Annotated in this window: 22 protein-coding genes; 7 read left to right on the top strand and 15 right to left on the bottom strand. The window is 72.4% G+C overall.

All coding sequences use genetic code 11. The annotated features are described in order from the left end of the window. The first annotated feature begins 76 nt into the window (after nucleotides 1-76). Together ACFVVO_RS03195 and ACFVVO_RS03190 are read left to right on the top strand one after the other, a co-directional pair. Nucleotides 77-1,075 carry a heavy metal transporter gene (locus tag ACFVVO_RS03195; protein WP_390051241.1) on the top strand — a complete coding sequence of 333 codons (999 nt, stop codon included), beginning with the start codon at nucleotides 77-79 and terminating at the stop codon, nucleotides 1,073-1,075. Nucleotides 1,076-1,348: 273 nt separating this feature from the next. Beyond that, nucleotides 1,349-1,810: an ATP-binding protein gene (locus tag ACFVVO_RS03190; protein ID WP_390051240.1), complete on the top strand. Its 462-nt coding sequence runs from the start codon at nucleotides 1,349-1,351 to the stop codon at nucleotides 1,808-1,810. A 75-nt stretch (nucleotides 1,811-1,885) separates the two neighbouring features. Here the strand turns inward: ACFVVO_RS03190 and ACFVVO_RS03185 are convergent, their stop codons facing one another. Next, nucleotides 1,886-2,983, bottom strand: a complete 1,098-nt coding sequence (locus ACFVVO_RS03185; RefSeq protein ID WP_390051239.1) for a bifunctional succinyldiaminopimelate transaminase/glutamate-prephenate aminotransferase — start codon at nucleotides 2,981-2,983, stop codon at nucleotides 1,886-1,888. A 123-nt stretch (nucleotides 2,984-3,106) separates the two neighbouring features. Then, nucleotides 3,107-3,424, bottom strand: a complete 318-nt coding sequence (gene fdxA, locus ACFVVO_RS03180) for a ferredoxin (RefSeq protein ID WP_004926152.1) — start codon at nucleotides 3,422-3,424, stop codon at nucleotides 3,107-3,109. A 140-nt stretch (nucleotides 3,425-3,564) separates the two neighbouring features. Between fdxA and ACFVVO_RS03175 the strand changes: the two genes are divergently transcribed. Both ACFVVO_RS03175 and ACFVVO_RS03170 read left to right on the top strand, forming a co-directional pair. After that, the gene (locus ACFVVO_RS03175; protein ID WP_390051238.1) at nucleotides 3,565-4,617 is read left to right on the top strand and encodes a GNAT family N-acetyltransferase; all 1,053 of its coding nucleotides are present in this window, start codon (nucleotides 3,565-3,567) and stop codon (nucleotides 4,615-4,617) included. 29 nt (nucleotides 4,618-4,646) lie between these two features. After that, on the top strand, nucleotides 4,647-5,513 hold the full coding sequence (locus ACFVVO_RS03170) for a tetratricopeptide repeat protein (RefSeq protein ID WP_390051237.1): 867 nt from the start codon (nucleotides 4,647-4,649) through the stop codon (nucleotides 5,511-5,513). A 195-nt stretch (nucleotides 5,514-5,708) separates the two neighbouring features. Here the strand turns inward: ACFVVO_RS03170 and ACFVVO_RS03165 are convergent, their stop codons facing one another. From ACFVVO_RS03165 to mshB, 7 genes are all read right to left on the bottom strand, one after another. Further along, complete coding sequence (locus tag ACFVVO_RS03165) at nucleotides 5,709-6,323, bottom strand: DNA-binding response regulator (RefSeq protein ID WP_390051236.1); 615 nt, start codon at nucleotides 6,321-6,323, stop codon at nucleotides 5,709-5,711. A gap of 20 nt (nucleotides 6,324-6,343) precedes the next feature. Next, nucleotides 6,344-7,504, bottom strand: a complete 1,161-nt coding sequence (locus tag ACFVVO_RS03160) for a sensor histidine kinase (RefSeq protein ID WP_390051576.1) — start codon at nucleotides 7,502-7,504, stop codon at nucleotides 6,344-6,346. Nucleotides 7,505-7,509: 5 nt separating this feature from the next. Then, nucleotides 7,510-8,268 (bottom strand): ABC transporter permease, encoded by a 759-nt coding sequence (locus ACFVVO_RS03155; RefSeq protein WP_390051235.1) that lies wholly within the window; start codon nucleotides 8,266-8,268, stop codon nucleotides 7,510-7,512. Next, nucleotides 8,262-9,194 carry an ABC transporter ATP-binding protein gene (locus ACFVVO_RS03150; protein ID WP_390051234.1) on the bottom strand — a complete coding sequence of 311 codons (933 nt, stop codon included), beginning with the start codon at nucleotides 9,192-9,194 and terminating at the stop codon, nucleotides 8,262-8,264. Before ACFVVO_RS03150 ends, ACFVVO_RS03155 begins: the two co-directional genes overlap by 7 nt. A gap of 143 nt (nucleotides 9,195-9,337) precedes the next feature. After that, entirely contained in the window at nucleotides 9,338-11,650 is a 2,313-nt protein-coding gene (locus ACFVVO_RS03145; RefSeq protein WP_390051233.1) for a hypothetical protein, read from the bottom strand. 155 nt (nucleotides 11,651-11,805) lie between these two features. Next, the gene (locus tag ACFVVO_RS03140) at nucleotides 11,806-12,222 is read right to left on the bottom strand and encodes a DUF6113 family protein (RefSeq protein ID WP_390051232.1); all 417 of its coding nucleotides are present in this window, start codon (nucleotides 12,220-12,222) and stop codon (nucleotides 11,806-11,808) included. Then, on the bottom strand, nucleotides 12,219-13,085 hold the full coding sequence (gene mshB / locus ACFVVO_RS03135) for an N-acetyl-1-D-myo-inositol-2-amino-2-deoxy-alpha-D-glucopyranoside deacetylase (RefSeq protein WP_390051231.1): 867 nt from the start codon (nucleotides 13,083-13,085) through the stop codon (nucleotides 12,219-12,221). Before mshB ends, ACFVVO_RS03140 begins: the two co-directional genes overlap by 4 nt. Before the next feature lie 165 nt (nucleotides 13,086-13,250). On the opposite strand from mshB, the gene ACFVVO_RS03130 reads away from it, so the two are divergent. Next, complete coding sequence (locus ACFVVO_RS03130; RefSeq protein ID WP_390051230.1) at nucleotides 13,251-14,135, top strand: helix-turn-helix domain-containing protein; 885 nt, start codon at nucleotides 13,251-13,253, stop codon at nucleotides 14,133-14,135. Then, the gene (locus ACFVVO_RS03125) at nucleotides 14,132-14,341 is read left to right on the top strand and encodes a DUF397 domain-containing protein (protein WP_390051229.1); all 210 of its coding nucleotides are present in this window, start codon (nucleotides 14,132-14,134) and stop codon (nucleotides 14,339-14,341) included. The genes ACFVVO_RS03130 and ACFVVO_RS03125 overlap by 4 nt, the downstream gene beginning before the upstream one ends. Before the next feature lie 34 nt (nucleotides 14,342-14,375). On the opposite strand, the gene ACFVVO_RS03120 is transcribed toward ACFVVO_RS03125, so the two are convergent. Then, a complete protein-coding gene (locus ACFVVO_RS03120) occupies nucleotides 14,376-14,570 on the bottom strand; it encodes a hypothetical protein (RefSeq protein WP_358927465.1) in 195 nt (64 codons plus the stop codon). 211 nt (nucleotides 14,571-14,781) lie between these two features. On the opposite strand from ACFVVO_RS03120, the gene ACFVVO_RS03115 reads away from it, so the two are divergent. Next, the gene (locus tag ACFVVO_RS03115) at nucleotides 14,782-16,902 is read left to right on the top strand and encodes a prolyl oligopeptidase family serine peptidase (protein WP_390051228.1); all 2,121 of its coding nucleotides are present in this window, start codon (nucleotides 14,782-14,784) and stop codon (nucleotides 16,900-16,902) included. 438 nt (nucleotides 16,903-17,340) lie between these two features. Here the strand turns inward: ACFVVO_RS03115 and ACFVVO_RS03110 are convergent, their stop codons facing one another. From ACFVVO_RS03110 to ACFVVO_RS03090, 5 genes are read right to left on the bottom strand one after another with little or no spacing between them, the layout of a single operon-like run. Further along, nucleotides 17,341-18,417, bottom strand: coding sequence for an ABC transporter ATP-binding protein (locus ACFVVO_RS03110; RefSeq protein WP_390051227.1), 1,077 nt, complete (start codon nucleotides 18,415-18,417; stop codon nucleotides 17,341-17,343). Next, complete coding sequence (locus tag ACFVVO_RS03105) at nucleotides 18,401-19,384, bottom strand: ABC transporter ATP-binding protein (protein WP_390051226.1); 984 nt, start codon at nucleotides 19,382-19,384, stop codon at nucleotides 18,401-18,403. Before ACFVVO_RS03105 ends, ACFVVO_RS03110 begins: the two co-directional genes overlap by 17 nt. Before the next feature lie 8 nt (nucleotides 19,385-19,392). Next, nucleotides 19,393-20,373 carry an ABC transporter permease gene (locus tag ACFVVO_RS03100; RefSeq protein WP_390051225.1) on the bottom strand — a complete coding sequence of 327 codons (981 nt, stop codon included), beginning with the start codon at nucleotides 20,371-20,373 and terminating at the stop codon, nucleotides 19,393-19,395. Continuing rightward, nucleotides 20,366-21,289: an ABC transporter permease gene (locus ACFVVO_RS03095; protein WP_390051224.1), complete on the bottom strand. Its 924-nt coding sequence runs from the start codon at nucleotides 21,287-21,289 to the stop codon at nucleotides 20,366-20,368. The genes ACFVVO_RS03100 and ACFVVO_RS03095 overlap by 8 nt, the downstream gene beginning before the upstream one ends. A gap of 6 nt (nucleotides 21,290-21,295) precedes the next feature. Then, nucleotides 21,296-22,918 carry an ABC transporter substrate-binding protein gene (locus ACFVVO_RS03090; protein ID WP_390051223.1) on the bottom strand — a complete coding sequence of 541 codons (1,623 nt, stop codon included), beginning with the start codon at nucleotides 22,916-22,918 and terminating at the stop codon, nucleotides 21,296-21,298. Nucleotides 22,919-22,971 lie beyond the last annotated feature (53 nt).

Raw genomic sequence — 22,971 nt, 5'->3', positions numbered from 1 at the left:
TGGCGTTGCGGGGAGACCGCGCCGCGCTGCGCGGACCCGCCGCCCGGGGCGGGAGGCCCTCCAGTACCTTGTACGCGTGCCAGAGCCGTCCCCCACCCGTCCCAAGCGTCGCGGCCGCCTCCTGCGTTTCGGGGCGGCGCTGTTGGTCCTGTGCGGTGTCGCCGCCTACCTCGTGGTGCAGTACGTCACCGGGGGCGGGGGCGCGCGCGGCTGCAAGGTGGTCCCCGTCGGCGGTGACGGGGCGTCCTACGAGTTCACGCCCGAGCAGGCGGTGAACGCGGCGACGATCGCCGCCGTGGGCACCGGGCGGAACATGCCCGAGCGGGCCATAACGATCGCGCTGGCGACCGCCCTCCAGGAGTCGGGGCTGCGCAACCTCGAGCACGGCGACCGGGACTCCATCGGCCTGTTCCAGCAGCGGCCCTCGCAGGGCTGGGGCACCGAACGGCAGATCATGGACCCGGCCTACGCGGCGGGCATCTTCTACGCCCACCTGGCCAAGGTGCCGGACTACGCCGGTCTGCCGCTGACGGTGGCCGCGCAGCGGGTGCAGCGCAGCGGCTACCCGGAGGCGTACGCCAAGCACGAGCCGGACGCCGAGCTGCTTGCGGCCGCGCTGACCGGACGCACGGCGGCCACACTGACCTGCGCCGGGCGCCCGGCGCGCACCGCGAAGGCGACGGGTCCGGACGCGGTACGGGCGGCGCTGGTACGGGACTTCGGGCGGGACGCGCTGCAGGAGACGAACGCCGTGGTGGGCGGTACGCCGGTGCCCTCGCCGTCGCCGTCGCCGAGCGTGACCGCGACCGCGCACGGGCGGACGGTGACCGTGCCGGTGTCCGAGGGCGCGCGCAGGGACGCGGGCGCGGCGGGCGAGCGGGAGCGTGAGCGGGGCTGGCAGCTGGCGCACTGGGCGGTGGCCAACTCCTCGGCGCTGCACATCCAGCGGGTGTTCTACGCGGACCGGGAGTGGACCGCGAGGGACGGCGGCGGCACCTGGCACCGGGTCGGCACGGACGGTGCAGGGGGTGCGGAGAACTCCGCCGGGGCGGTCCGGATCGTGGCCGGACAGTAGTACGGGGGCTCACCCGGCCGGGTTGTGCGGCTGTGAAGCGGGCGCGTTTCCCGCCGGGGGCGGACGGCGCTTCGACAGCCCTTGAAAATCAAGGGCCGTAAGGATTCTGCACCACCCCCAACAGACTCCCTTTGCCCGTTTTTATCCACAAACGATAATGCGATGCGTTGCCCATTCTTTACCTTCGGCGTCCGCAACCTTCATCGGCCTCGAGCGGTAAGCACGGCGTCCGGGCCCGGACACACCACCGTTCCTCCCGTCGAATGGAGCACCATGTCCCTCCCCCTGACCCGCCGGATCGCCCGTGCCGCGCTGCTCGTCGCAGCGGGAGCGGCCGCCGGGGTCGGTGCGGCCGGCTCTGCCGGCGCGGCCACGAACCTGCCGGCGGCCACCCCTGAGCTGGGCGGCCTGACCGCGCTGGACAGCGCGGCCAACGTCGGCAGCACCGTCGACGGTGCGACGCAGCATGTCACCGGTATGGCCGGCAACACGGGCGGCAAGGCGGCCAAGAAGGCGGCCCCGTCCGTGGCCGGGACCGGCGCCGGTGCCGGTGCCGTGAAGAAGGCGGCGCCCGCGGCGAAGAACGCGGCCGGGAACGCGGCCCGGATGGCGGGCGGTGTCATCGGCCGCGCCGCGACCGGCGCGGCGCAGGGCGGGCTGTCCACGGGCTCGCTCACCGAGGGCGGGCTGCCGACGTCGTCCCTGCCGGCCGCGCAGCTCCCGATCGGCGGCTGAGCTCCGCCGTCACCGGCGGACGGCCGACGGGGTCCGGGGAACGCTCCCCGGACCCCGTTCGCGTGTGTGGAGCCGCTACACGGCCAGGCGCTCCACCGCCGCGCGCACCCGCTCGTCCGTCGCGGTCAGGGCCACGCGTACGAACCGGTCGCCGGCCGCGCCGTAGAAGTCGCCCGGCGCGACCAGGATGCCCAGGCCGGCCAGGTGGGCGACGGTGTCCCAGCAGGACTCGTCGCGGGTGGCCCACAGGTAGAGGCTGGCCTCGCTGTGCTCGATGCGGAAGCCGTGGCCGAGCAGGGCCTCGCGCAGCAGCGCGCGACGGGCGGCGTAGCGCTCGCGCTGGACGCGGACGTGCTCGTCGTCGCCCAGGGCCGCCACCGCCGCGGCCTGCGTGGGCGCCGAGGTCATCATGCCGCCGTGCTTGCGGATCTCCAGCAGCGGGCCCAGGACGGCCGGGTCGCCCGCCAGGAAGGCGGCGCGGTAGCCGGCCAGGTTGGACCGCTTGGAGAGCGAGTGGACGGCCACGATGCCGTCGTGGGAACCGCCGTTGACGTCCGGGTGCAGGACCGAGACCGGGTCGGCCTCCCAGCCCAGTTCGAGGTAGCACTCGTCGGACACGAGGAGCACGCCGTGGGCGCGGGCCCAGGCGACGATCGCCGTCAGCTCGTCCTTGGACAGGACCTTGCCGGTCGGATTCGACGGGGAGTTGAGCCACAGGAGCCTGAGGTTCGCCGGGTCCAGGTCGCGCGGGTCGTCGTAGACCTCGTACTCGGCGCGGGCGAGGCGGGCGCCGACCTCGTACGTCGGGTAGGCCAGGCGCGGGTACGCGACCTTGTCGCCGGGGCCGAGGCCGAGCTGGGTCGGGAGCCAGGCCACCAGTTCCTTGGAGCCGACGATCGGCAGGACGTGGCGGTGGGTGACGTCCCGGGCGCCCAGACGGCGCTCCAGCCAGCCGGTGATCGCGTCGCGCAGCGCCGGGGTGCCCCAGACCGTCGGATAGCCCGGCGAGTCGGCCGCGTCGACCAGCGCCTTCTGGATCAGTTCGGGGACCGGGTCGACGGGGGTGCCGACGGACAGGTCGACGATGCCGCCGGGGTGGGCCGCGGCCGTCTTCTTGTACGGCTCCAGCTTGTCCCAGGGGAAGGTCGGAAGCCGGTCGGAGACTGCGGACACGGGTGCTGGCTCACTTTCTGCTTCGGCGAACGCCACGGTCCCGTACGGCGCTGATCGGGGCGATCGGCCGTACGGGACCGGGGCGGCGCGCTGCGGGCCGCTGGGCCGCCGCCCAGCGGGTCACTAGGCCTGCGGCGGCAGCGCGGCGATGAAGGGGTGGTCCCGCTCGATCAGGCCCAGCTTGCTGGCCCCGCCGGGGGAACCCAGCTCGTCGAAGAACTCGACGTTCGCCTTGTAGTAGTCCTTCCACTCCTCCGGAGTGTCGTCCTCGTAGAAGATCGCCTCGACCGGGCAGACCGGCTCACAGGCACCACAGTCGACGCATTCGTCCGGGTGGATGTACAAGGACCGCTGGCCCTCGTAGATGCAGTCGACCGGGCACTCCTCGATGCACGCCTTGTCCTTCACGTCGACACAAGGCTGCGCGATGACGTAGGTCACGCTGTCGTTCCTCCTCGATAGGGCGCTGGCGGGCCTCCGTAGGCTCCGCCGCCTGGCGCGCGGGAGCGCGGCGTCGTCGATGCCCGCCCCTAGTATCTCCGTTCTGGGGCAAGATCCGAACAGGAGGGGTGAACTGACCAGTGGAAATCTCGGCGCACGGACGCCTCGAGGTCCGTATCACCGCTGCTGACGTGGGCAAACGCGTCTCCGTACGGCGCTTGAGCGAGCCCGGGGCGGGGCCGGAGAAGTTCACCGACACGGTCGGTGTTCTCACATCATGGGACGACGGCGTGCTCATGATCACATCCCGGGACGGGCGGAGTGTCCGGATCGCGGAGTCCGCGCTGGTGGCGGGCAAGGTGATCCCGGCCGCGCCGGCCCGCCGCCGGGGCCCCGCCGCCACCTACACGGAGCTGGCCCGGGTCGCCGCACGGGCGTGGCGACCGGTGGAGAGCGAGCGGCTGGGCGAGTGGGAGCTGCGCGCGGCCGAGGGGTTCACCCGGCGCGCCAACAGCGTGCTGCCGCTCGGAGATCCGGGGCTCGGTCTCGACGCCGCCCTGGAGGCCGTACGGCGCTGGTACGGCGAGCGGGGCCTGCCCGCCTATGTGCAGACCGCCACCGGCGCCGAGGGCACGCAGGAGCTGCTGTGCGCGGAGCTGGAGCGGCGCGGCTGGGTGCGCGAGGTGACCGCCGAGCTGTGGACCGGGGCGTTGGCGCCGATCGCGGACGCCGCCGAGGGGGCCGGGGTGGTGCTGTCCCGGGAGGCGGACGAGGCGTGGCTCGCCCGTTACCAGCGCAAGGGGGTGAGCGAGGTGGCCCTGCGAGTGCTCGGGTCGAGGTCCCCCCGCTCGAGCGAGGCCGGGAGTGGGGGCGGCCCCTCGGTGTGGTTCGCGACCGTGCCCGGTGCCGTCGGCGAGGCCCCGGCGGCGATCGGGCGGTGCGTGGTGGACGGGCGCTGGGCCGGCTTCGCCGCCGTGGAGGTCGATCCCGCCCGCCGCCGGCAGGGTCTGGCCACCGAGGTGATGGCCGCGCTGGCCCGGCGGGCCCTGGACGAGGGCGCCTCGGCTGCCTGGCTGCAGGTGGAGAGCGACAACGAGGGGGCCCGGGGACTGTACGCCCGGCTGGGCCTCGCACCCCACCACGCGTACCACCACTACCGCCGGCCGGACACCGGTGGCACCGGAGGGTCGTAGCGATCGCCGTGGAAGGGCATGACCCAGACATGCGGCCCCCTCGGCTCCCGCCCCCGTACCCGCCCCCGCCGGAGCGGTCCACGGAGCTGCGGCGGCGGTTCGGCGCCGAGGCCCGGTCCGAGCGGCCGGATCTGTCGGCGCTGTGCCTGCTGATCGGCGCGGAGGCGGACGGCTCGCTGGACGAGGCCGGCATCGACGCGGCCCAGCAGGAGCTGGACCGGCTGGCCGGGCGGATGCCGTACCGGCCGGGCGGGCCGCGGGCGTGGGCGGAGGCGGCGTGCCGGCTCCTGGGCGAGGGCGAGGCGTTCCACGGCGTCCCCGCCGACTACCAGCGGCTGGAGTCCTCGCTGCTGCACGAGGTGCTGCGGCGGCGGCGCGGGCTGCCGATCCTGCTGTCGGTGGTGTGGCTGGAGGTCGCCCGGCGGGCGGGGGCGCCGGTGTACGGGGTCGCGCTGCCGGGGCACTTCGTGGTCGGGTTCGGGGCGGCGCGGGAGCAGGTGCTGGCCGATCCGTTCGACGGCGGGCGGGTGCTGACCGGTACGGATGCCGAGCTGCTCGTGGCCGGGGCCACCGGGGCGCCGTTGCAGCCGTCGATGCTGGAGCCCGCGACACCACTGGAGGTCGTGCAGCGCATCCTCAACAACGTCCGGGCGTGGGCCGCCGCCCGTCCCGAGCGGTCGGACGTCGCGCTGTGGGCCGTGGAGCTGAGCCTGCTGCTGCCCGCGCATCCGGCCCGGCTGCGCTACGACCGCGGCCAACTGCTCGTGCAGCGGGGCGAGTTCGAGGACGGCGCCACGGAGCTGGACGCGTACGCGCATCTGATCGAGGTGGTCGACGAACCGGCCGCCGACCGGGTGCGCCGGCAGGCCCGGACGGCCAGGGCGATGCTCAACTAGTGCTGGGGCCGGAAGGGTTTGCCAGGACGCTCGCGGCGTCGCAGGGCGGAGCATCGCCCGCGTACTGGATGTACTCGGGTGATGCGACAACGCGGCGAGGTGCCGCGCCGGGCGTCGCGAGCCGGTGAACCTCTCCGGCCACAGCGCCAGGAAGCCGGGCCAGGCCGGGAACGCGGGCCGCGCCCGGCCGGAATCTCAGAGCCAGCCCTTCTCGCGGGCTATGCGGACCGCCTCCGCCCGGTTGCGGACCGCGAGTTTCTGGATGGCCGTGGAGAGGTAGTTGCGGACCGTGCCCTGGGACAGGTGCAGGGCCGCCGCCAGTTCCGCGTTGGTGGAGCCGTCGGCCGCCGCGCGCAGGATCTCGCGTTCGCGGTCGGTGAGGGGGTTGGCTCCCTCCGCGAGGGCCGCCGCGGCCAGGGTGGGGTCGATGACCCGTTCCCCGGCGAGCACCTTGCGCACCGCGGCGGCGAGTTGGGCGGCCGGTGCGTCCTTGACCAGGAAGGCGTCGGCGCCGGCCTCCATCGCGCTGCGCAGGTAGCCGGGGCGGCCGAAGGTGGTGAGGACGACGAGTTTCACCTCGGGGAACGCCCGGCGCACCCGGGCCGCGGCCTCGATGCCGGTGCAGCCGGGCATCTCGATGTCGAGCAGGGCCACGTCCACGCCGTGCGCGCCGACGGCCGCCTGCACCTCGTCGCCGCGCGCCACCTGGGCGACGACCTCGATGTCGTCCTCGAGGCCGAGCAGGGCGGCCAGCGCCTCACGGACCATCGACTGGTCCTCGGCGAGGAGGACCTTGATCGGGCTGCTCATGCCCGGGATCCTACGTGCCCTCAGGGCGTCAGCGGCACACGGGCGACCAGCCGGAAGCCCCGCCTGCCGCGTCCTGCCTCCAGCATGCCGCCGGCCTTCTCCAGCCGCTCCGTCAGGCCGGTCAGACCGTTGCCGGGGGCGCCGGAGCCGCCGGACCCGTCGTCCTCCACGGAGAGTTCGAGCATCGGGCCGTCCAGGGTCTGACGGTGCAGGAGCTGGACGACGCAGCGGCGGGCCCCGCTGTGCCGGACCACGTTGGTGACCGCCTCGCGCAGCGCCCAGGCGAGCGCGGCCTCGCCGTCCTCCCCGGCGCCGGCGAGGTCCGGCTCGGCGGGCAGTTCGGCGCTCACCCCGGCCGCGGTCAGCGCGACCTGGGCGCCCGCCAGCTCGGCGGACAGGCGGGGGCGCCGGTACCCGGTGACGGCCTCCCGGACGTCCACCAGGGCCTGGCGGCTGACCTGTTCGATGTCGGCGACCTGCTGGGCCGCCTTGTCGGGGTGCCCGGGCAGCATCCGCCCGGCCAGCTCGCTCTTCAGCGTGATCAGGGAGAGCGAGTGGCCGAGGAGGTCGTGCAGGTCCCGGGCGAGCCGCAGCCGCTCCTCGTTGGCGGCGAGATGGGCGACGGTGGCCCGGGCCTCGCGCAGCTCGACCGTGGTGCGGATGAGCTGGACGACGCCCGTCATCGCGAACCCGATGAGCACCACCACCAGCACCAGGTTCCTGGCCTGCGCCACGTCCGTGGCGAGGCCGACCAGCATCATCACCACGCCGGTCGCCGGGACGGCCCAGTAGGCCGCCCTGAGCGGCAGGGCGGCCCCGCAGGCGACGGAGACGTAGCAGAACAGGCCGAGCCAGGCGGCGCCGAACGTGAGGCACAGCGCGACGGCCAGCAGGCAGAGGACGACGATGAGGCCGGCGACCAGGGGCCTGCGCATCGGCTGCCCCATGTTCCGGAAGACCAGCAGCAGGTAGACCCCGGCGAACACCGCCAGGCCCAGCCAGCCGGCCGCCGTGCCGGAGGGCGTGTGGTGGCCGGCGGCCAGGTCGTGGACCGGGGAGCTCATGAAGACCAGCCACACGCCGACCCAGACGAGCTTGCGCAGCAGCTCCCGGCGGTTGCGGGGCGGTTGTCCCAGACCCGTCGGGTGCTCCGGGCCGCGCGGTCGGTCCTCGGTCGTCATGGCGCTCACGCCTTCAGCGTGTCCTTCCGGTACAGCCAGGCCGCGCCGCCCGCGAAGAGGACGAAGTAGACGGCGAGGACGGCGATGTCCGTGGTGTGCGGGGCCTCGCTCTGTTCGATCGCCCGCCCCAGTGCAGCGTACGCGTGCGTCGGGAGCCACTTGGCGATGTCCTGCAGGATCCGCGGGAAGGTGGTGGAGGGCATCCACAGGCCGCCTAGGATCGACAGACCGAAGTAGACGATCATCGTGATCGGGCGGACCGCGTCCCCGGAGGCGACGTAGCCGATGGCGACGCCGAGCGCGGCGAAGACCAGGCTGCCCGCCCAGATGACCCCGGTGAGGGCGAGCCACTGCCAGGTGTCCAGGCGCACGTCCTTGAAGACGGCGGCGACGACGAACACCACGATGATGGACGGCAGGCTCACCACGGCCGCGCTCGCGGTCTTGGCGAGGACGTAGCCGCGCCCGGGCAGCGGGGTCAGCCTGAGCTGCCGCACCCAGCCGTTCTCGCGCTCCTTGGCGATGCGCTCGCTGTTGCCCATGAGCACGGCGGTCAGGGCGCCGAAGGACGCCATGGAGACCATCAGGTAGGTGGCGACGGTCAGGCCGGTCTCGTCGACCTTCTCGCCGGAGCCGGCGCTGCTGGAGAAGATGAGGTAGATGAACGAGGGGTAGAGCACCGAGAAGAACAGGAACTTCTTGTTCCGCAGGGAGCGGGTCAGTTCCAGCTTGATCAGTGCCCGCGTAGCGGATGTGTTCAGCATGACTGCTTGGCCTCCTCGGCCTCCGTGATGGCGAAGAAGGCCTGCTCCAGGCCGAGCCCGGCGACCTCGAGGTTGCGGGGGTAGACACCGAGGCCGTACAGAGCGTGGACGGTCGCGTCGGCGTCGGAGGACTGGATGCGGACGGTCTGCCCGGAGACGTCGAACGACGTGAGGAAGGGAAGGTCGCGCAGGGCCGTCTCCTCGATGCTCCCCTCCAGGTCGAAGGAGATCCGGCGGGCTCCGGCGCGGGCCTTGATCTCGGCCGCGGTGCCGTCGGCGAGGAGCCGGCCCCGGTGCAGCACCAGCACCCGGTCGGCGATGGCGTCGGCCTCTTCGAGGTAGTGGGTGGCGAAGAGGACCGTACGGCCCTGGTCGGCCTGCTCGCGCATGGTGGCCCAGAAGGCCTGTCGGGCGGAGACGTCCATGCCCGTGGTGGGCTCGTCCAGGACGATCAGGTCGCTGTCGCCGGCGGTGGCGAGGGCGAAGCGGACGCGCTGGGCCTGGCCGCCGGAGAGCTTGTTGACCTTGCGGTCGGCTATCTGCGTGATGCCGGCGCGGGCGAGGACGTCCGCGGCCTTGTACGGCTTCGGGTGCAGTGAGCAGGCCAGCTTCACCAGCTCGGCGACGGTGACCTCGTCCATCAGCCCGCCGCTCTGCAGCATGGCTCCGACCCGCCCGGCGACGATGGCCTCGCGCGGGCTGGTGCCGAAGACGCCGACCGTGCCGCTGTCGGGGTGCTTGAGCCCGAGCAGGAGGTCGAGCGTGGTGGACTTGCCGGCGCCGTTCGGGCCGAGAAGGGCGACGGTCTCCCCCGGGTACAGCCGGAGCGAGAGGCCGTCGACGGCCCGCACGCTCCCGTACGTCTTGGTCACCTGGTCGAACCCGACCACCGGGGTGGTGGTGGCCGGTGCCGCTGTCGTTGTCATGTCCCCATGCTGGCCGGGCGGGGCGGGGGCCCGGCAGTGTCGGCGGTCCTCAGTGCCGGATGACAGATGTCATGCCGTTCCGGTGACATGACGAAAGGGGGCGCCCGGCCTGCGGACGCCCCCCCATGGCCTGTCAAGCCTCGCTAGCTCGGGTTCGTGTCGATGACCGCGACCCGGTTCGTCCGGCTCGTCAGCGCCTGGCGCAGGGCGACGTACACGTCCTGGGGCGTGACCGCCGTCTTCTTGCCGTTGCCCCGGGTGATGAGCACGCCGTCGAAGGTCTGGCCGTAGAGCTGCTTCAGGGCGTCCAGGTCCGGCTTGTCGGTGAGCTTGCCGTCGGGCGTGGCCGCGACCCGGAGGAACTTCCACAGCGACTTCTGCGGGCTCATCTGGATCGAGTGCACGGCGTCGGTCCGCACCGTCACGTTGGCCGACATCGCCGGCTCCGCGAACTCCTTCATCTCCCGGTCGACCTCGGCCTTGGACACCGTCGGCTGCTTGGTGGCGGTCGGGACCGCGACGGCGGGGGCGCTGTCGGTCTCCACCAGCGTGCGGTAGGCCTGTTCGACCGCCCGGGTGGAGCCGGCCGCGTCGATGGCCTTGCCCTCCTTGCCGTAGACGGCGACGGCCTTGCCGGCGCGGAACTGGATGCCGCCCTCGACCACGGAGCCGGAGCCGCCGCCGGTCTGCTGGAGGGCTGCCTGCAGCTTCTCCTCGTCCACCGGCATGACCGGCTCGACCTCGCGCTTCTGCCCGAAGAGGGAGCCGATCACGGAGACCGGGTTGTAGTCGCTCTTGGCAGCGTCGCTCACCGTGGCCGCGAAGTCGAACTGCAGGCCCGCGTTGTCCGGCTCGACGGAGACGGTCTTGCCGCCCACGGCCAGCTTCAGCGGCTTGTTCACCCGCCCGCCGAAGGCGTCGTCGAGCTTCTTGACGGCCTCGTCGCGGGTGCCGCCGCCGATGTCGACGCCGAGCACGGTGGTGCCCTTGGGCACGTCGGTGTGGGCCATCAGCAGCCCGGCGCCGTAGGCACCGGCCGCGACGACGACCACGCCGACGGTGAGCAGCACCAGCTTGCTGCGGCCCTTCTTCTTCGGCCGGGCCGCCGCCTTGGGCTGCGGGGCCGGGTCGGGCAGCTTGGGTGCCTGGTGCGGCACCGGTCCGTCGCTGGGGGTGCCGGGGCCGAACGGGGAGTTCCCGGCGGACGGGACGACCGGAATGCCGCTGGTGACGGTGTGCCCGGAGACGTTGCCGGCGGCGCGGTATCCGGGCGTGCCCGGTTCGGGGGCCGGCTTCTGCGGAGTGAGGATCGCGGTGTCGTCGCTGAGGCCGCCGCCGGGGCCGGCGAAGGCACCGGGGGCCAGTGGGCCGCCCTGGTGGCCCTGGCGGTTCGCACCGCCGGGCAGCGGGTGACTGCCGGTGTCGCCGGGCAGCCGGTGACTGCCGGTGTCGCCGTAGCCGCCGAAGGACTCGCCCAGATCCCGGTCCAGGTCGCTGAGCGCGCTCCGGGGAGCGGCCGGCGGGATCATCGGCCCGTCGCCGGTGACCGGTCCGCTCGTCGGGCCCGCGGGGCCCTTGGGACCGCGGCCGCCCGGGCCGTTCGGCCCGTTGAAGCCGCTGGGGCCGCCCGGGCCGCCGAGTCCGCTGGTACCGCCCGCGGGGCCGCCGCCGGGGCCGTCGAACCCGCTCGGTCCGCCCTCCGAGAAGAACGGCAGGTCGTCGCGGCTCGGCTCGTCGCCGCCGGTGCCGCCGGAGCGGGCGCCGCCGCGCGGGCCCGCGGTCAGCGCCTCGGTGACGTCGAAGGAGCCGGTGCCGCCGCCATGGCCCGGGGCCACGGGGCCGCCGGTGGCGCCGGGCAGGCCGGATCCGTTGGTGCCGCCCGGGCGGGAACCGCCCGGTGCGCCCATGGCGCCGACCACACCGCCGGGGCGGCCGCCGCCCGGGCGGGCGCCGGTGGCACCCGGCCGCGGGGCCGGTGCGGCGGGTGCGGCGGGTGCGGACGGTGCGGCCGCCGAACCGCCGTGCTGCCCGGCGCCGTTCGTGCCGCCGCCGCCCGGACCGCCCTTGGGCGCGGACGACTTACGGGGCGCGAACCAGTCGCTGGTCTTCTCCTCGGCCTGCGGCGCGGGCTCGGCGGGCGTCTCGACGGGCGCGGGCGCCGGGGCGGCCGGAGCCGGCCGCGGGTCGGACCCCGCGACGTCCTTGGCGCCCTCGGCGTCGCCGACGGGCTTGCGCACCACGACCGGCGGGATGGGCCGCGACCCGGGGATGTTGATCCGGATCCGGGTCGTCAGCGTGGTCTCGGTCTTGCGTTCCTCCGGCTGCGCGGCCGAACGACCCGCGTCCGCACCGGCTTCGGAGGCGACGGGGGTTCCGTACGGAGGCGTCCCGGAGGGGTATGCGGCTCCGCCGCGCCCGTTGGGCCCGGAGGACGGAGTGTCAGTTTCACGACTCAAGGCAGGTTCTCCCGGTTGGCTCCACCGCCCGTTACGACCTCAGCGGGCAGTTCGGCGGCGCGCACCACCATACTGGCCACCTCTGGCGCGTATCCCATGACCGCTGAGGAAATGCACACCGGACTCGCACGTGCGCCGTACGGCGAAGTGGTACGTCACTTGCCAAGTCGGGCAGCGTCGCCGCCGGGTTGCCGTCCCGGGCCAAGGGTGGCGCAGATCACAGCCACCGCCATCCCGCCGAACAGGAACAGGTAGGAGCCGAGTCCGGCGCCGAACAGGAAGTCGCCCTCCGGGCGGCTGGCGGTGAGCAGGATGACCGCGATGATCCAGCCGGCCACCGGCGCCACCGCCCCGCCCCGGCCGCGCAGCACGTAGGCGCCGCCGAGGAACAGCCCGGCCGCACCCGCGAGGGCGAGCAGCAGGCCCCCGGGGAACCAGGCGCCCTGGACCAGGGCCCCGGCGAGGGCGACGACCGCACCCAGCACGAACAGCCCGGCGTAGGCGGCCATCCGCCCGACCGAGGGGCGCCGCAACGGCTGGGCCAGCGCGGATCCGCGTCCGGCGGTGCTCATGACGCCTCCTCGGCGTTGCCGGTGACACCGGCGAACAGGTCGGTCTCCCCGGGCCCGGCGGTACCGCGCACCAACTCGTAGTACTCGGTGGTGAACAGCGGCTGCGCCAGCTCGTTGGAGAGCGCGAAGTAGGGTTCGGCCACCTCGATCTGGGTGGCGTGGGCGCGCATCGCGGCGGCCTTGGCCGAGGCGTGGGCGGAGCCGTCGACGGCGGTGGTGATCCGCTCGTCGTCGACCACTCCGGGCACGTCGGCCAGGGAGGCGCCCTTGGCGAACGACGGCGTGGGCAGTTCGTCCTGGAGGCGGGCGAAGGCGGCCTCGGCGACGGAGCGCGGGACGCGGTTCCAGTAGACCTTCTCGATCCGGTGCCCCTGTTCGGCCGCCAGTTCGACGGCGCGCATGGCGACGCGGTGGGCCTGGATGTGGTCCGGGTGGCCGTAGCCACCGTCGTCGTCGTAGGTGACCAGGACCTGCGGGCGGATCTCCAGGATCACCTCCACGAGCGACCCGGCGGCGGTGCCCGGGTCGGCCTGCCAGAAGCAGCCGGAGTCCTCGTTGTCGGGGGTGCCCATCATCCCGGAGTCGCCGTAGCGGCCCGCGCCGCCGAGCAGCCGGAAGTCCGTCACGCCCAGCTCACGCAGGGCCGCGGCCAGCTCGCCGCGGCGGTGCGCGCCCAGCGCGGCGCCGGTCAGATGCCGCAGCTCGGGCGGGATGACCTCGCCCCGCTCACCGAGGGTGCAGGTGACCAGGGTCACATGGGCGCCCTCGGCCGCGTACCGGGCCATGGTCGCGCCGTTGTTGATCGACTCGTCGTCCGGGTGCGCGTGCACCAGCAGCAGACGCCGGTCGGGCAGTTCCGTCATGGGACCACCCTACGAGGCGCCGCGGGGCGGCGTTCGGAACCGGGCTCCCCTATCGGCGATCTCCTGATTTTCCCGATTCACGCGACTCGGGGCGCCCGCTCGCCCCTACCTTGATGAGTGATCGCGCTGTAGCGCAGGGTCACTGGTAACTACGGAGGGGCGCGGATGTCGGTGGACGGTGAGGCGGTGCGGGTCCGGACCGGGGCGGCGCAGGCCGATGAGCCGGGGTGGGAGGTGGATCCGGACGACGACTGGGCGCTCGCCGTGGTGGCCACCGTGGGCCGGCAGTTGAGGCTCCGCCGGGAGGCGGCCGGGATGCGGGCCGGCGATTTCGCGGCGGCGGTCGGCTACGGCGAGGACCTCGTCTACAAGATCGAGGCGGGGAAGCGGATCCCCCGGCCCGAGTTCCTGGACACGGCGGACGAGGTGCTGGACGCCGGGGGCCTCATCGCGGCGATGAAGGAGGACGTGAAGAAGGTCCGGTACCCGAAGAAGGTCCGGGATCTGGCGGAGATGGAGGCGCGGGCGGTCGAGATCGGGGTCTACGAGTGCAGCAGCGTCGCGGGCCTGCTGCAGACGCCCGAGCACGCACGGGCGTTGCTGGAGTGCTGGCTGCCCGCCTACTCACCGGAGGATCTCGAACGGCGAGTGGCCGCACGTATGGCGAGGCAGTCCGTTTTCGACCGGTCCCCGGCCCCCTTCCTCAGCTTCGTCCTGGAGGAGTCGGTCCTCCTCCGCAGGGTCGGGGGCACAATGGTGCGGAAGCAACAATTCGAACGCCTGCTGGAAGCGGGACGGTTGAACAACGTCTCGCTCCAGGTCATGCCCATGGGCAGCGTGGCCCACCCCGGTATGGGCGGCAGGATCGAACTGCTGAAGTTCGAGGACGGGACAGCGGTGGGACGCTCCGACGGCGCGTTCAACGGCCGCCCGGCCTCCGGCCTGAGGCAACTGCGCATTCTCGAAATGCGATATGGCACGATCCGAGCCCAGGCTCTCCCACCGGGGGAGTCACTGGCCCTCATCGAGCGACTGCTTGGAGAGACATGACCCACAAGGCTTCCCCCTGGGACACCTCTGACCTGACATGGTTCAAGAGCAGCTACAGCAGCGGCCCCGACGGTGACTCCTGCGTCGAGATCGCGATAGCGCCCCCCACCGTGCACGTCCGTGACTCGAAGGACGTCGAGGGGCCGCGTCTCGCCTTCGCCCCCGCCGCGTGGTCCCGCTTCGTGCCGTACGCGGTCGAGGGCTGACCCGGCCACTGCCGCCGCCCGGTCTCGGGCGCGGTCAGAACTTGATGCTGCCGATCATGCTGGCGACGTTGGTCGTCAGCTCGCTGATCGTGGGGGCCACGGTGGAGGAGGCGAGGTAGAACCCGAGCAGCATGCAGACGACCGCATGACCGCCCTTCAGTCCCGACTTCTTGATCAGCAAGAAGACGACGATCGCCAGCAGCACCACCGCCGAAATCGAGAGTGCCACGGCGGCTCACCTCCAAAAATCCCAGGGACGCGGGGGTTCGGACTATGGGGGTTGTGACCCGGTCGTATGCCGGGCGTCGATCCGTACGGCAAGTCCATGCGGACGCCAGCGGGTTCATACCCACTCAGCGGTAGTGATCATAACTATCCGTACTCGCGCATCGCTCGGCGCACGGCCGCACAAGGGGGCGCATGGCCAATATGGTCGGGGTATGACGACCGAGGCTCACTCCTTCCCCCGTCGGCACGCCCGCACGCAGCGGTTCACACTCGGCGCGCCGCGTGCGTTCGCCGTGGCACCCGACGGTTCACGTGTCGCGTTCCTGCGTTCCAACTCCGGTACCGACCGGGCCAACTCGCTCTGGGTCCTGGACCCGGCGGACGGCTCGGAACGCCTGGCGGCCGATCCGGGCGCCCTGCTGCGGGGCGCCTCGGAGGAGCTCCCGCCCGAGGAGCGGACGCGCCGGGAGCGCAGCCGGGAGGGCGGGGCCGGCATCGTCGGCCACGCCACCGACGCCGCCGTGGAGTTGGCGGCTTTCACCTTGTCAGGGCGGCTTTTCACGGCCGAGCTACGGGCCGGCACGGCGCGCGAACTCCGGGTGCCGGGACCGGTGATCGACCCGCGCCCGTCGCCGGACGGACGGCACATCGCGTACGTGGCGCGGGGCGCGTTGCGGGTGACGGGCGCCGAGGGCGAGGGCGACCGGGCGCTCGCGGAGCCGGAGGCCGAGCAGGTGACCTACGGGCTCGCGGAGTTCATCGCGGCCGAGGAGATGAGCCGCAACAGGGGTTTCTGGTGGGCACCGGGGTCGGACCGGCTGCTGGTGGCGCGGGTGGACGACACGCCGGTGCGGCGTTGGTGGATCTCCGACCCGGCCCACCCGGAGCGTGACCCGAACCACGTCGCGTACCCGGCGGCGGGGACTCCCAACGCGGACGTACGCCTCTTCGTCCTCGGGCTCGACGGAGGGCGCACGGAGGTCGCGTGGGACCGGACGCGCTATCCGTATCTGGCGCGAGTGCACTGGTCAGAGGCGGGGGCGCCGCTGATCCTGGTGCAGGCCAGGGACCAGCGCAGCCAGCTCTTCCTGGCGGTGGACCCGGACACCGGTGCGACCCGGATGGTGCATGCCGACGAAGATCCAACATGGCTGGAACTCTTCGCCGGTGTGCCCTGCTGGAGCCCGTCCGGGCAGCTTGTCCGGATCGCGGACGAGGGCGGCGCGCGGGTGCTGGCGGTGGGCGAACGGCCGTTGACGGGACCGCAGTTGCATATCCGTTCGGTTCTCGATGTGACGGCCCACGATGTGCTGGTCACAGCCTCGGCGGGCGAGGAGGCGGCGTCGCCGGAGATCGGCGAGATCCATGTCTACCGGGTGAACGAGCTCGGCGTGGAGCGCGTGTCGCAGGAGCCCGGCGTGCACTCGGCGGTGCGGGCCGGGGACGTGACGGTGCTGGTGTCCGCCACGCCGGACAGTCCGGGGACCCGTGTCCAGGTACTCCGTGACGGAAAACGGACGGCGACTGTCACCTCGTACGCCGAAGATCCCGGTTTGTCCCCCCGCGTGACGCTCACCCAGGGGGGCGCACGCCGAATTCCGTGCGCCGTGCTTATGCCTACGGACTACCCCGGTGACACTCCCCTCCCCGTCCTCATGGACCCCTACGGTGGCCCGCACGGCCAGCGGGTGGTCGCCGGGCACAACGCGTACCTGACCTCGCAGTGGTTCGCCGATCAGGGGTTCGCGGTGATCGTGGCCGACGGGCGGGGCACACCGGGCCGCTCACCGGCGTGGGAGAAGGAGATCCGGGACGACCTCGCGGCCGTCGTGCTCCAGGACCAGGTCGACGCGCTGCACGCCCTCGCCCAGGACTTCCCGCTCGACCTCGGCCGGGTGGCCGTCCGGGGCTGGTCCTTCGGCGGCTATCTGGCCGCGCTGGCGGTACTGCGCCGCCCGGACGTCTTCCACGCCGCGGTGGTGGGCGCGCCCGTCACCGATCTGCGGCTGTACGACACCCACTACCAGGAGCGCTACCTCGGCCTGCCGGACGAGCAGCCGGAGGTCTACCGGCGCAACTCGCTGATCGACGACGCCGGCCTGGTAGACGCGGCCGAGCCGCACCGGCCGATGATGGTCATCCACGGCCTGGCGGACGACAACGTGGTCGTCGCCCACTCCCTGCGCCTGTCGTCCGCCCTGCTGGCCGCGGGCCGCCCGCACGAGGTCCTGCCGCTGTCCGGGGTGACCCACATGACCCCGCAGGAGACCGTCGCGGAGAACCTGCTGCGCCTGCAGCTCGACTTCCTCCGCCGTTCACTGAAGCTCGCGTAGGCACGGCAACGGGCCGGGGGGACATGGCGCCCCCCGGCCCGTTTCACGGCACCCGCACGGCCGTACGCTGTTCAGCGTGCCCCGTCCGTATATCGGTACCGGGTCGGCCGAGTTGCCTACGTGTTAAGGCAGTTGACGGGCGCTCACGGCGTCGCGGCGCACACCGAAGGCGGTGAGCAGCGCGGCCGCGGCCGTGATCCTCGGTCGGTCGGGAAGTCTTCTCCTGTCGGGGGCCCTTCTACGTGCCGGTGTTCTACCAGCACCTGCCAGTGACCATGACTACGGCCGTGTGACCGGGATTTGGCGCACGGCCGCACGAGGGGGCGCACGGCCGATGTGGCCGCGGTACGACGACCGGGCCCGACCGCTGCGCCCCGCTGGTACGGCTTCCGGTGGGCCGCCCGCCGCCGGGCGAGGGGGGCGTGGCCGGTACCCGGGTCAGGTCTGCCCCGCCTCCTCCGGCGGCACCCCCGGCCCCGGCGCCGGGCCTGTCACGGGCCGGGTCTCGGCGAAGTGGCAGGCCGAGTCATGGGCCGCCGGACCCGGTGCCTGACGGAAGACGGCCGGGACCGCCAGCGCCGGGACCTCCAGGGCGCACCGCTCCTGGGCCTTCCAGCAGCGGGTGCGGAAGCGGCAGCCGGAGGGGATGTCCGTGGGCGACGGCACGTCACCGGAGAGGATGATCCGCTCGCGGTCCTCCCTGGCCTCCGGGTCGGGCACCGGGACCGCCGAGAGCAGCGCCTGGGTGTACGGGTGGGTCGGGTGGTCGTAGATCTCGGTGTCCGTGCCGGTCTCCAGGATGCGGCCCAGGTACATCACCCCGACGCGGTCCGAGATGTGCCGGACGATCGACAGGTCGTGCGCGATGAACAGGTAGGACAGGTCGAACTCCGACTGGAGGCGGTCCATGAGGTTGATCACCTGGGCCTGCACGGAGACGTCCAGGGCGGAGACCGGTTCGTCGGCGACGATCACCTCCGGGCGCAGCGCCAGGCCCCGCGCGATGCCGATGCGCTGGCGCTGCCCGCCGGAGAACTGGTGCGGGTAGCGGTTGATGTGCTCCGGGTTGAGACCGACGACGTCCAGCAGTTCCCGGACCCTGCGCCGGCGGTCGCCCTTGGGGGCCGCCTCCGGGTGGATCTCGTACGGCTCCCCGATGATGTCCCCCACCGTCATACGGGGGTTGAGCGAGGTGTACGGGTCCTGGAAGACCATCTGGATGTTGCGGCGGACGGCCTTCAGGGCCCGGCCCGACAGCCTGGTGATGTCCTCGCCCTTGAACCGGATCGAGCCCGCCGTCGGCCGTTCCAGGTTGCACAGCATCTTCGCGACCGTCGACTTGCCGCAGCCCGACTCCCCGACGATGCCCAGGGTCTCGCCCCTGCACAGCGTGAAGTCGACGCCGTCGACCGCCTTCACCGCGCCGATCTGTTTCCGGAAGACGATGCCCCGGGTCAGCGGGTAGTGCTTGACGAGGCCGCCGACCTCCAGGACGGGCTCAGTGGTCGCGGTCATCCAGGCACTCCCTCCAGAAGTGGCAGGCGCTGCCGCGCTCCTCGGAGACCGGGTGGACCGGGGGCACGTCGGTGCGGCAGACGTCCCGGGCCATCGGGCAGCGGGGGTGGAAGGCGCAGCCGGGCGGGATGTGCGTCAGGCTCGGCGGCAGGCCCTTGATCGCGTACAGCTCCCGGCCCTTCAGGTCCAGGCGCGGGATGGAGTCCAGCAGGCAGCGGGTGTAGGGGTGCGCGGGCGCCTTGTAGATGTCGTACACGGGGGCCGACTCCACGATCCGCCCCGCGTACATCACCGCGATGCGGTCGGCCACGTCCGCGACGACCCCGAGGTCGTGGGTGATCAGGATCAGGCCCATCCGGTACTCGCGCCGCAGCTCGGCCAGCAGCTCCATGACCTGGGCCTGCACGGTGACGTCCAGGGCGGTGGTGGGCTCGTCGGCGATGATGAGCGCGGGTTCCAGGGCCAGCGCCATGGCGATCATGATGCGCTGGCGCATGCCGCCGGAGAACTGGTGCGGGTAGTCCCGCACCCGCTGCGCAGCGGCCGGGATGCGCACCCGGTCCATCAGCTCCACCGCCCTGGCCCGGGCGTCCTTCTTCGACATGCCCCGGTGCACCACGAACATCTCGCCGAGCTGGTCGCCCACGCAGAGCACGGGGTTGAGGGCGGACAGCGCGTCCTGGAAGATCATCGCCATCCCGGTGCCCCGGAGGCCGCGCCGCTCCTCCTCCTTCAGCCGCAGCACGTCCTGGCCCCGGAAGAGGATCTCCCCGCCCGTGATCCGGCCCGGGGGCATGTCGAGGATGCCCATCACGGCCTGCGCGGTCACCGACTTCCCCGAGCCCGACTCGCCGAGCACCGCCAGGGTCTCCCCCGCGTCGACGGCGTACGACACCCCGTTGACGGCCTTGGCGACCCCCTCCCGGGTCCGGAACTCCACGTGCAGGTCGCGTACTTCGAGCAGCATGCCGTCCGTCACCTCAGCTTCGGGTCGAGGGCGTCGCGCACCGCGTCGCCGAGCATGATGAAGGCCAGGACCGTGACGGCGAGGGCGCCCGCGGGCCACAGCAGCGCGTGCGGGGCGTTGCGGACGTAGGGCGAGGCGGCGGAGATGTCGATGCCCCAGGAGACGCTGGGCGGCTTGAGGCCGACGCCGAGGTAGGACAGGGTCGCCTCGAGCGCGATGTACGTGCCGAGCGCGATGGTCGCGACGACGATCACCGGGGCGACGGCGTTCGGGGCGATGTGCCGCAGCAGGATCCGGGAGTGGGAGGCGCCGAGGGCGCGGGCCGCCTGGACGTAGTCGTTCTGCTGGACGGTGATGACCGAGCCGCGCGCGATCCGGGAGATCTGCGGCCAGCCCAGCAGCACCATGAACCCGATGACCGGCCAGACCGTGTTGCTGGTGACCACGGAGAGCAGGACGAGACCGCCGAGGACGACCGGGATGGCGAAGAAGATGTCGGTTCCCCGGGAGAGCACCGAGTCCCACACGCCGCCGAAGAACCCGGCCAGGGCGCCCAGCACCGACCCGAGCAGCGCGACCCCGAGCGTGGCGCAGACGCCGACCGTGACGGACGTACGGGCGCCGTACACGGTCCGGGTGTAGACGTTGCAGCCCTGGCCGTCGTACCCGAAGGGGGCACCGGGGCCGGGGCCGTCCTGGGCCTTGGCCAGGTCGCAGCTCAGGGGGCTGCCGGGGGCGATCGCCGAGGGCCACAGGGAGATGAGGACCAGGAAGAGGATGACGAGGGCGGAGACCAGGAAGACCGGGTTGCGGCGCAGGTCCCGCCAGGCGTCGGACCACAGCGAGCGCGGCCTGCCGGTGTCCGTCGCGCCCCCGGGGCCGCCCGGGGTCCGTTCGAGCGTCGTCGCCTCACTTGCCGCGAGGTCCATGGCGCCGCCCATGCCGGTCGCGGCGATCGCGCCGTCCTGTTCCCGTGACTGTTCAGGCATAGCGGATCCTCGGGTCGAGTACGGCGTACAGGAGGTCCACGAGCAGGTTGGCGACCAGGAAGACCAGTACGAGCACGGTCACGAAGCCGACGACCGTCTGGGTGTTCTGCCGCAGGATGCCCTGGTAGAGCTGGTAGCCGACGCCGTGGATGTTGAAGATCCGCTCGGTGACGATGGCGCCGCCCATCAGCGCGCCGATGTCGGCGCCGATGAAGGTGACCACGGGGATGAGGGAGTTGCGCAGCAGGTGCCGGGTGATCACCCGGTGCCGGGGCAGGCCCTTGGCGACGGCCGTGCGCACGTAGTCGGCCCGCTTGTTCTCGGCGATGGAGGTGCGGGTCAGCCGGGTGACGTAGGCGAGCGAGACAGAGGCGAGGACCAGGCCGGGCACGATCAGCTCGTCGAAGGTCGCGGCCGGGGAGACGGAGGGTTTGATCCAGCCCCACTCGACGCCCAGCAGCAACTGGAGCAGCAGGCCGGTGACGAAGGTGGGCACGGCGATGACCACGAGGGTGACGACGAGCACCGAGGTGTCGACGGGCCGGCCGCGCCGCAGCCCCGTGACCACGCCCAGGACGATGCCGACGACGATCTCGAAGAGGATCGCGACGATCGTCAGCCGGATGGTGACCGGGAACGCCGCCGCCATCAGCTCGGTGACCGGCTGGCCGTTGAACGCCGTCCCGAAGTCCCCGGTGAAGAGGTTCCCCATGTAGGTCAGGTACTGCTGCCACAGGGGCTTGTCGAGGCCGAAGTCCTTCTTGAGCTGGGCCGCCGTCGCCGGGTCGCAACTCCGCTCGCCGCACAGGCCGGCGATGGGGTCGCCCATGACGTTCACCATCAGGAAGATCAGCAGCGTGGCTCCGATGAACACCGGGACCATCTGCAGCAGCCGCCTCAGCACATAGCGCCCCATGACGGCTCAGCCGACCTTGATCTCGTGGTAGACCGGGACGCTGAAGGGGTTGAGCGCCACGTGGGACAGGCGCGCGGAGTAGCCGGCGCTGCCGTTCTGGTACCACAGCGGGATGGCGGCCATGTTGTCCCTGACCACGGCCTCCGCCTGCTGGAAGAGCGCGACCGAGCGGGCGGTGTCGGTCTCGGCGTTGGCCCGGTCGACGAGACGGTCGAACTGCTTGTTCGACCACGTGCCGTCGTTGGAGGAGGCTCCCGTGTAGTACAGCGGCTGCAGGAAGTTCTGGATCAACGGGTAGTCCATCTGCCAGCCGGCCCGGAAGGGACCGGGCATCTTGTGCCGGGAGATCTGGTCGCGGAAGTCGGCGAAGGTGCCGATCGGGTTGCCGACGCAGGCCCGGTCGTCGCCGAGGGCGTTGTTGATGGAGTTGCACACGGCGTCCACCCACTGCTTGTGCGAGCCCGAGTCGGCGTTGTAGGTGATCTTCAGCTGCCCGCCGGGGATCCCGCCGCCCTCCCGGACCAGCTTCTTGGCGTCGCCGGGGTCGTAGTCGCAGGCGTGGCCGCACAGGCCGGACTGGTAGCCGCCCTTCGTGCCGAGGACCGGGGAGGTCCAGTCGGTGGCCGGGGTGCGGGTGCCGCGGAAGAGGGTCCGGGTGATCTGCGCGCGGTTGATCGCCATGGACAGGCCCGTGCGCACCTTCCGTGCCCCGTCGGTGTTCCACTCGCGGTCGTAGAACGGGAAGGCGAGGGTCTGCAGGATGCCGGCCGGGGTGTTGATGTAGCGGCCGTCGAGGTCGGTCCTCACGTTCTTGAGCTGGGTGGCGGGCACGTCGTCGACCAGGTCGAGGTTGCCGGCCAGCACGTCGGTGTAAGCGGTGTTGTTGTCCGTGTAGACCAGCAGGCTCACGCCCTCGTTGCGGGCCCGGTCCCGGCCCGGATAGGCGTCCCACTTCTCCAGGGCCATCGCGGAGCCCTTGGTGTACGACCGGATCCGGTACGGCCCGTTGCCGACCGGCTTGCCCACCCAGGCCGCGTGGTCGGTGAAGAACGCCCTCGGGAGCGGGGCGAAGGCGACGTAGCCGAGGGTGTCGGGGAAGCCGGAGAACTTCTGGTTGAGCCTGACGGTGAAGGTCAGGGGTCCGGTGACCCGGAGCCCCGACAGGGTGTCCGCGGTCTGCCTGCCGCTGTCGGGGTGGACCTTGCCGTAGCCCTCGATGTAGCCGAAGAAGTACGCGTTCTTCTGGTTGTTGCGCAGGCTCGCCCCGTAGTTCCAGGCGTCCACGAAGGACCTGGCGGTCACCTTCTCGCCGTTGGAGAAGGTCCAGCCGTCCCTGACCCTGACCGTGAAGTTCCTGGAGTCCGTGGTCTCGATGCTCTCGGCGAGCATGTCCTTCGCCTGGCCGGTCCTCGGGTCGTACCGCTTCAGGCCCCGGAAGATCATGTCGAGCACCTTGCCGCCCTGCACCTCGTTGGTGTTGGCCGGCTCCAGCGGGTTCTGCGGGTCGCCCCAGGAGGAGGTCAGCACCCCGGCGCCGCCCGCGCTGCCGGCGGCGCCCCCGCAGGCCGTCGCGGCGAGGGCCAGCACCACCGCGCCCGCGGCCCGTCGGGCGTGCCCGGCTCCGCGCATCGGCACCTCCTCCTGATACAGAATCAGACATATCACATGAAAAGACATATAAA

This window comes from Streptomyces sp. NPDC058145, assembly GCF_042884245.1.
Classification (GTDB): Bacteria; Actinomycetota; Actinomycetes; order Streptomycetales; family Streptomycetaceae; genus Streptomyces.
The sequence above is the reverse complement of the archived record's forward strand: the minus strand, read 5'-3'. Positions and strand labels throughout refer to the sequence as shown.

Excerpts from the sequence above, each read along its gene's own strand:
- ACFVVO_RS03170 (WP_390051237.1), top strand. The coding sequence starts at position 4,647 with ATGCGGCCCCCTCGGCTCCCGCCCCCGTACCCGCCCCCGCCGGAGCGG.
- ACFVVO_RS03100 (WP_390051225.1), bottom strand. The coding sequence starts at position 20,373 with ATGCCTGAACAGTCACGGGAACAGGACGGCGCGATCGCCGCGACCGGC.
- ACFVVO_RS03110 (WP_390051227.1), bottom strand. The coding sequence starts at position 18,417 with ATGACCGCGACCACTGAGCCCGTCCTGGAGGTCGGCGGCCTCGTCAAG.
- ACFVVO_RS03090 (WP_390051223.1), bottom strand. The coding sequence starts at position 22,918 with ATGCGCGGAGCCGGGCACGCCCGACGGGCCGCGGGCGCGGTGGTGCTG.
- ACFVVO_RS03095 (WP_390051224.1), bottom strand. The coding sequence starts at position 21,289 with ATGGGGCGCTATGTGCTGAGGCGGCTGCTGCAGATGGTCCCGGTGTTC.
- ACFVVO_RS03140 (WP_390051232.1), bottom strand. The coding sequence starts at position 12,222 with ATGAGCACCGCCGGACGCGGATCCGCGCTGGCCCAGCCGTTGCGGCGC.
- ACFVVO_RS03125 (WP_390051229.1), top strand. The coding sequence starts at position 14,132 with ATGACCCACAAGGCTTCCCCCTGGGACACCTCTGACCTGACATGGTTC.
- ACFVVO_RS03190 (WP_390051240.1), top strand. The coding sequence starts at position 1,349 with ATGTCCCTCCCCCTGACCCGCCGGATCGCCCGTGCCGCGCTGCTCGTC.
- ACFVVO_RS03130 (WP_390051230.1), top strand. The coding sequence starts at position 13,251 with ATGTCGGTGGACGGTGAGGCGGTGCGGGTCCGGACCGGGGCGGCGCAG.
- ACFVVO_RS03150 (WP_390051234.1), bottom strand. The coding sequence starts at position 9,194 with ATGACAACGACAGCGGCACCGGCCACCACCACCCCGGTGGTCGGGTTC.
- ACFVVO_RS03155 (WP_390051235.1), bottom strand. The coding sequence starts at position 8,268 with ATGCTGAACACATCCGCTACGCGGGCACTGATCAAGCTGGAACTGACC.
- mshB (WP_390051231.1), bottom strand. The coding sequence starts at position 13,085 with ATGACGGAACTGCCCGACCGGCGTCTGCTGCTGGTGCACGCGCACCCG.
- ACFVVO_RS03160 (WP_390051576.1), bottom strand. The coding sequence starts at position 7,504 with ATGACGACCGAGGACCGACCGCGCGGCCCGGAGCACCCGACGGGTCTG.
- ACFVVO_RS03105 (WP_390051226.1), bottom strand. The coding sequence starts at position 19,384 with ATGCTGCTCGAAGTACGCGACCTGCACGTGGAGTTCCGGACCCGGGAG.
- ACFVVO_RS03115 (WP_390051228.1), top strand. The coding sequence starts at position 14,782 with ATGACGACCGAGGCTCACTCCTTCCCCCGTCGGCACGCCCGCACGCAG.
- ACFVVO_RS03165 (WP_390051236.1), bottom strand. The coding sequence starts at position 6,323 with ATGAGCAGCCCGATCAAGGTCCTCCTCGCCGAGGACCAGTCGATGGTC.